The 6,457-nt window shown below is 62.6% G+C and carries 6 protein-coding genes and 1 pseudogene; 4 read left to right on the top strand and 3 right to left on the bottom strand.

Features of this window, described 5'->3' with window-relative positions; all coding sequences use genetic code 11:
- Nucleotides 1-471, top strand: a pseudogene (locus AC1DSG_RS25870) (NADH:flavin oxidoreductase); the annotation flags it as partial.
- Between the two features lie 98 nt (nt 472-569).
- On the opposite strand, the gene AC1DSG_RS25865 reads toward AC1DSG_RS25870, so the two are convergent.
- Nucleotides 570-1,403: an alpha/beta fold hydrolase gene (locus AC1DSG_RS25865; RefSeq protein WP_477793425.1), complete on the bottom strand. Its 834-nt coding sequence runs from the start codon at nt 1,401-1,403 to the stop codon at nt 570-572.
- Between the two features lie 275 nt (nt 1,404-1,678).
- Here AC1DSG_RS25865 and AC1DSG_RS25860 point away from each other — a divergent pair, with 275 nt between their 5' ends.
- The 3 genes from AC1DSG_RS25860 to AC1DSG_RS25850 are packed head-to-tail and all read left to right on the top strand — an operon-like array spanning nt 1,679 to nt 3,836.
- Nucleotides 1,679-2,413: an SDR family NAD(P)-dependent oxidoreductase gene (locus tag AC1DSG_RS25860; RefSeq protein WP_477793424.1), complete on the top strand. Its 735-nt coding sequence runs from the start codon at nt 1,679-1,681 to the stop codon at nt 2,411-2,413.
- A 14-nt stretch (nt 2,414-2,427) separates the two neighbouring features.
- Entirely contained in the window at nt 2,428-3,201 is a 774-nt protein-coding gene (locus AC1DSG_RS25855; protein ID WP_150779291.1) for an SDR family NAD(P)-dependent oxidoreductase, read from the top strand.
- A complete protein-coding gene (locus AC1DSG_RS25850) occupies nt 3,201-3,836 on the top strand; it encodes a nuclear transport factor 2 family protein (protein WP_477793423.1) in 636 nt (211 codons plus the stop codon). The genes AC1DSG_RS25855 and AC1DSG_RS25850 overlap by 1 nt, the downstream gene beginning before the upstream one ends.
- Nucleotides 3,837-3,941: 105 nt before the next feature.
- Here AC1DSG_RS25850 and AC1DSG_RS25845 read toward each other — a convergent pair whose 3' ends face one another.
- The gene (locus AC1DSG_RS25845; protein ID WP_477793422.1) at nt 3,942-5,135 is read right to left on the bottom strand and encodes an acyl-CoA dehydrogenase family protein; all 1,194 of its coding nucleotides are present in this window, start codon (nt 5,133-5,135) and stop codon (nt 3,942-3,944) included.
- Entirely contained in the window at nt 5,132-6,304 is a 1,173-nt protein-coding gene (locus AC1DSG_RS25840; protein WP_477793421.1) for an acyl-CoA dehydrogenase family protein, read from the bottom strand. Before AC1DSG_RS25840 ends, AC1DSG_RS25845 begins: the two co-directional genes overlap by 4 nt.
- Between the last annotated feature and the right edge of the window lie 153 nt (nt 6,305-6,457).

Here is a 6,457-nt window from a genome sequence, read left to right as displayed (position 1 = left end):
CATTTACTGGTGCTCAGCGCCGGGATGAACGCCGAATCGATCACCACCATGTTCGGCTCTTCCTTCCCCAAGGAAAACCGCGTGCAGCAGAAGAACAAGATTATCGCCCTGGCCATGGCCATCCAGCGCCGTAAAGAGCCGACCGTAGAATTCCGAGAACTGTATCTGATGGAACATGCGCGCAAGGTGCGTGCGGCGGTGAAAATGCCATTGGCATATCTGGGCGGCGCCAAGAGCCTGGCGAGCATCGAACAGATCATGGCCGAGGGCTTTGACCTGGTCGCCATGGGGCGGGTGTTGCTGGCCGAAAATGACTACGTCAACAAACTCGCCAGTGGCGCCAGCCGCGACTCAATCTGCACCGCCTGCAACCGCTGCGTGGCCATGATGTACACCCCCGGCGGCACCTCCTGTGTGCTTGGCCAGCCCGGCGACGCCGAATTGAACCGTCAGCCGGCGGCGGGTCGTTAGGTCACTGCGGCGCCTGGTTCCCTGTAGGAGCCAGGCTTGCCGGYGAAAAACGATGACGCGGTATTACAAATACACCACGGTGCCCCGTTACTACAGGTTCAACCGTTTTGCAGGAAGTCGATGCAGCTGCGGTTGAACAGTTCGCGGTGTTCCACCTGGACCCAATGCCCGCAGCGGTTGAGCACGATGAAGCGGGCATTGGGCGCACCGTCGATGATGCGCTGGGCGCCACTGACCGGGTTGAAGTGATCGTTGGTTCCCCAGAAGCCGAGGATCGGGCATTGGATCTCACCCAGGCGCGCTTCCATGTTCGGTACCATCATGGTGCTGAACAGGTTCTTGGGCTGGGTCACTGCCACCGCCACGCGTTCTTGCAGCAGGTTTTCCGGCAGAATCGAATCATCGAACAGCTGCAGGCGCATCATGCTGCGCATCTCCTCCATTCCAATGGGGCCAGCGCTGAACAGGCTGACCATGCGCACGATGCCTTCCATCTTGAAGTAGGTTTCCCGTTCCTCGACACCACCCGGAGCCAGCAGGATCAGACTCTGTGGCAGTTGAGGCAGGCGCAGGGCAAGGCCAAGGGCGATCGCGCCCCCCAACGAATTACCCAGCAGCGTGCAACGCCGCACACCGATGCACTCCAGGAACGCGGCCACGCAGTCGACGAAGAAATCCAGGTTGTACTGGACGTCCTCGGGTTTGTCTGAGCGACCGAAACCCGGCAGGTCAAGCACGATGTTGCGATAGCCCGCGGCGACCAATTGCGGGTAGTTGCCCTTGAAATTGCTGAAGCCACTGGCGCCCGGCCCGCTGCCGTGCAGCCACAGCACCACGGGGCCTGCGCCCTCATCCAGATAGTGCAGGTGCAGGCCGTTTGGCAGGGTCGCGTAATGGCCGACGGGCAGGGGCAAGTCTACGGATTGGTTCATGGGGGTTCTCCATTGTCTGCGGATTCATGAAGCACAACCGCGCCAGGCACTGCAGCAGATTGAATGCAGCGAGTTGAAGGGAAACGCAGCGACTGGCGTGGTGCGCGCAATGCGAATGCTGGGCTCTGATCGAGCTAGTCACATCGTCCGTTCAGACCACGCGGCGCTAGTCCCATCGGACGATGTGTGCCCGGGCGCTTACCGCTAATCATGCACGGGACGGCTCCACTGCAACGGCAGCGGGCCGCAGCGTATTTGCACATTCGGAGATTGCTATGAAGTTATTCAATAAAGTGGCCTTTGTGACTGGCGCCGCCCAGGGTATGGGCCAGGCCATCGTGCGTGGTTTTGTCGCCGAAGGTGCCAAGGTGGTGGCTGTCGACCTGAATCAGGCGGCCCTGGCCGAGAGCCTGGCAGATTTGGGTGACAAGGTACTGGCCCTGGCCTGTAACGTCGGTGATGGTGCGTCCGTGGCCGATGCCATGGGCCAGGCTGAGCAGCACTTCGGCGGCCTCGACATTCTGGTCAATAACGCCGGCGTGGGCGCGCTGGACAGCTTCCTCGATACCCCGGACGAGAGCTGGGCGCGAGTGATCGGGGTGAACCTCGGTGGCACCTTTCTGTGCTGCCGTGAAGGCGCCAGGCTGATGGTCAAGGGTGGCCGCAAGGGCGCGATCATCAACCTCTCCAGCACCGCCGCGCTGACCGGCGACGGCCCAAGCCACTACTGCGCCTCGAAAGCCGGGGTGATGGGCCTGACCCGTTCGATTGCCCGTGAACTGGCGGCCAGTGGCRTACGCGTCAACACCCTGGTGCCGGGACCGACTAACACCCCGATGATGGCCGGCATCCCTGATGACTACATGCAAGCGCTGCTGAAAAACGTGCCGCTGGGCCGCATGTGCGAGACCGACGAGATCGCCAGGGTCGCGGTGTTTCTGGCCAGCGAAGACGCCAGTTTCATGACTGGGCAGAACATCGCCGTCAACGGTGGCATGGCCTTTATCTGATCAGGGAGACACCCATGAGCAAGCGTTTACAAGGAAAAATCGCCTTCGTTACCGGTGCCGGTTCCGGCATCGGTGAAGCCACCGCGCTGCGATTCGCGGAAGAGGGCGCCACGGTGGTGTTGTGCGGCCGACGCATCGAGCCGCTGCAAGGTGTGCAGGAAAAAATCCGCACCCAGGGTGGTCAGGCCGAGATCGCCGTGGCCGATGTCAGTGATGAACAGGCCTACGTCGGCGCGCTTCAAGCGACTGCACAACGCCACGGACGTCTGGACATTCTGGTCAACAACGCAATGGCCTACACCTGGGGCGGTATCGACACGATGACCACCGCAGACTGGCACGCCAACTTCGCGACTACGGTGGACGGCACCTTCTGGGGCACCCGTACCGCGATGCAGTTGATGAAAGAGCAGGGCGGTGGTTCGATCGTCAATATTGCTTCGATCTGCGGCCTGTTCGGCACAGCCTGGATGGCCGGTTACTCGGCGGCCAAGGCGGCCGTGATCAACTTCAGTCGGGCGGCGGCCAGCGAAGGCGCACCGCACAACATCCGCTGCAACGTGATCATCCCGGGAGTGGTCGACACCCCGGCCACAGCCGGCATGCTGGGCGACGACAAGACCCGTACCAACACTGAAAAAGTGATCCCGATGAAACGGGTCGGCCTGCCGGTGGAACTGGCCAACGCCATTTTGTTTCTGGCCAGCGACGAGGCTTCGTATGTCACCGGCGCCAGCCTGGCGGTGGACGGCGGGCGCGGTTCGGACCTGTATACGGTGCTCGATTGATGAGCCAGGACCCGAGCGCATTGCTTGCGCGCATCGATCGATTGGAATCGCTGGACGCGATCCGCCAACTGGCTGGCAAATATGCCCTGTCTCTGGACATGCGTGATATGGATGCCATGGCCAACTGCTTCGCCCCGGACGTGCGCGTGGGCCGCGACAAAACCGGTCGCGCGCACCTCAAGGTGTGGCTGGACGAAACCATGCGCAAGCAGTTCCATGGCACCTCCCATCACCTGGGGCAACACATCATCGAGTTCAGCGATGCCGATCACGCCACCGGCGTGGTCTATTCGAAGAACGAACATGAGACGGGGCCCGAGTGGGTCATCATGCAGATGCTGTACTGGGACGACTATGAGCGAATCGACGGGCGCTGGTGCTTCCGTCGCCGCTTGCCGTGCTACTGGTACGCGACCGACCTGAACAAACCACCGATCGGCGGTTTGAAGGTACGCTGGCCAGGGCGCGAGCCGTACGCCGGTTCCTTCCACGAGCTCTTTCCATCCTGGGACGCATTCTGGGCGCAACGACCGGACAAGGACGCTTTGCCGCAGATCGCCGAGCCGGCACCGCTGGAAGGCTTTCTTAAAACGCTGCGTCGTGGGGCGGATGCCCCGAAGATTCGCGTGCGCTGAAGTGCTGATCGTTCCCACGGCAGGATCGTGGGAGCGATCAATCCGAACCCGACGCTGCGGCGTGGTTGTCCCACCGCGTCATCATTGTCCTGGGCGGGACACCGTTTAAAGGGTGACCCGTGGTTCACGCGGCATGCCCAGTGCCCGCTCGGCAATCACATTGCGCTGAATCTCATTGCTGCCGCCATAGATGGTGTCGGAGCGGGTGAACAGGAACAGCGACTGCAGGCGGCTGAGCTGGTAGGGCGCTGCGTCGAGGATTTCTCCGGCATCGCCCAGCACGTCCATGGCCAGTTTGCCCAGGTCGCTGTGCCAAGTGGACCAGGCCAGTTTGTAGATCATCGCTTCTCGACCGAGGCTCCCGTCTTGCGGTCCCGAGAGCATGCGCAGCGAGTTGTAGCGCAACACCTTGAGCCCGCTCCAGGCCTGGGCGATGCGCTGGCGCAGCAGTGGGTCGCGCGCGGCACCGTTAGTGCGGGCGATGCGGATGATTTCGTCGAGTTCATTGTGGAACTGCATCTGCTGACCCAGGGTGGATACGCCGCGCTCAAAACCCAGCAGCGCCATGGCGATCTTCCAGCCATCGCCCGGTTGGCCGATCAGGTTGTCGGCACTCGTGATGGCCTGATCAAAGAACACCTCGTTGAATTCACTGGTACCGGTCAGTTGCTGGATCGGTTGCACGCGGATGCTGTCTTGGGCCATCGGCACCAGCAGGAATGACAAGCCGTGATGTCCCTGGCTTCCAGGCTCGGTGCGCGCCAGCACGAAACACCAGTCGGCCTCGTGCGCCAGGGAGGTCCAGACCTTCTGCCCGCTGATCAACCAGTGTTCGCCCGTGGCATCCAGTTTCGCCCGAGTCTGCACGTTGGCAAGGTCCGAACCTGCCCCCGGCTCCGAATAGCCTTGGCACCAGAACTGGCTGCCGTCGAGGATCCCGGGCAACAGGCGCTTTTGCTGGGCCGGGGTGCCGAAGGTGGCGAGTGTCGGGCCGACCAGGCCTTCGCCGATATGACCCATGCGCCCGGGGCCACCGGCGCGGGCATATTCCTCATGGAAGATTACTTGCTGACTGATGGAGAGTCCTCGTCCGCCGTGTTCCCTGGCCCAGCCGACGCCGATCCAGGCACCTGCGGCAAGCCTGCGCTCCCAGGCTTTGCGCTCCTCAGGGAAGCTGTGTTCATCACCCGGGCCGCCGCGAAAGCGCAGTGGCGCAAATTCCCCGCTCAGGTGCTCGGCCAGCCACAGGGCAACTTCTTCGCGGAATATTTCGTCTGCACGACTGAAACCGATTTTCATGGTTGTTCTCCCAATAGATGCTTGGCCAGGCGCTCGCGGTGCAACGCCGGGCTGCCCAGCAGGTGCTCGCTGGCGCGGGCTCTTTTGAAGTACAGATGTGGATCGTATTCCCAGGTGAACCCGACGCCGCCATGCAGTTGGATCGACTCGGCGGCGCAGTGGAAAAATGCTTCGCTGGCATGAATTTTTGCCGTGGCGGCGGCCTGCTCAAGCTCCTGGGCCACGGCGACATCGCCTTTCGGGTCCAGATGTTCCTGGGCTACACAGGCGGCGTAGTAGGCGGCCGACCGGGCGCATTCGACTTGCAGCATCATGTCGGCACAGCGGTGCTTGATCGCCTGGAAGCTGGCGATGGTGCGTTTGAATTGCCGGCGTTCGGCAATGTAGGCCAGGGTCAGGTCCAGGGCCTGTTGCGCGCCACCCGTCTGCTCGGCGGCAAGTCCGATGGTGGCGATCAACAGGGTGTTACGCAGCACTGCCCAGCCCTGCTCGGGGCCGCAAAGTTGTTGTGCCTCGCTGACCTGCACGTCATGCAATTCAATGCATGCCAGGCGACGGGTCTGGTCCAGGGTCGCCAGGGGGGTACGCACCACGCCCGGCGTATCGCCAGACAGGACGAACAGGCTGATACCCCGTTCGCCCTGGGTGTCGGGGCCGCGAGCGGCGACGATCAGCAGGTCGGCCGAGGCGCCATCGATGACCTGCGCGTATTGGCCGTCAAGGGTCCAGCCTCCTGGGCGCGGCGCGGCCACGGCTTGCACACTGCAAGCCTCCAGCCCTGGAACACTGGCGAAGGCCAGGGTGGCACGGGTTTCACCTGCGGCAATCGCCCCCAGCCAACGCTCCTGTATGGGCTCGTTGTGCCCCAGCAGCAGGGCCGGGGTGGCCAGGCACGCAGTGGCGAACAGCGGCGAACCCAGCAAATAGCGACCGCTTTGTTCCAGCAGAATCGCCAGTTCAACAAAACCCAGGCCCATACCGCCAAAGCGTTCGGGCACCATCAGCGCCGGCCAGTACAGTTCCTGGCCGATCCGTTGCCAGACTTCGGGATCATGAGCGTCCGGCCGATTCATGGCGGCGCGCACGGCATGCGAGTCGCTGGCCTGGGCGAGAAAACGCTCGGCGCTATCGCGAATCATCAGGTGTTCTTCGGTAAAAGCGAACTCCATGGGGGCGGTCTCTGCAAGGCGGATTGATACGCCAGTCTGTGGTGTCGCGGGCGGTGTTCGAATCACTAAAACGGACTAGGACTGTGACATCGCGTCATCGTTCTTCGCCCTGTAGGAGCCCGGCTTGCCGGCGAAGGCGATTTCACGGACGCC

It is taken from the genome of Pseudomonas sp. P5_A12 (genome assembly GCF_056400685.1).
The sequence above is the reverse complement of the archived record's forward strand: the minus strand, read 5'-3'. Positions and strand labels throughout refer to the sequence as shown.

Excerpts from the sequence above, each read along its gene's own strand:
- AC1DSG_RS25865 (WP_477793425.1), bottom strand. The coding sequence starts at position 1,403 with ATGAACCAATCCGTAGACTTGCCCCTGCCCGTCGGCCATTACGCGACC.
- AC1DSG_RS25855 (WP_150779291.1), top strand. The coding sequence starts at position 2,428 with ATGAGCAAGCGTTTACAAGGAAAAATCGCCTTCGTTACCGGTGCCGGT.
- AC1DSG_RS25850 (WP_477793423.1), top strand. The coding sequence starts at position 3,201 with ATGAGCCAGGACCCGAGCGCATTGCTTGCGCGCATCGATCGATTGGAA.
- AC1DSG_RS25845 (WP_477793422.1), bottom strand. The coding sequence starts at position 5,135 with ATGAAAATCGGTTTCAGTCGTGCAGACGAAATATTCCGCGAAGAAGTT.
- AC1DSG_RS25840 (WP_477793421.1), bottom strand. The coding sequence starts at position 6,304 with ATGGAGTTCGCTTTTACCGAAGAACACCTGATGATTCGCGATAGCGCC.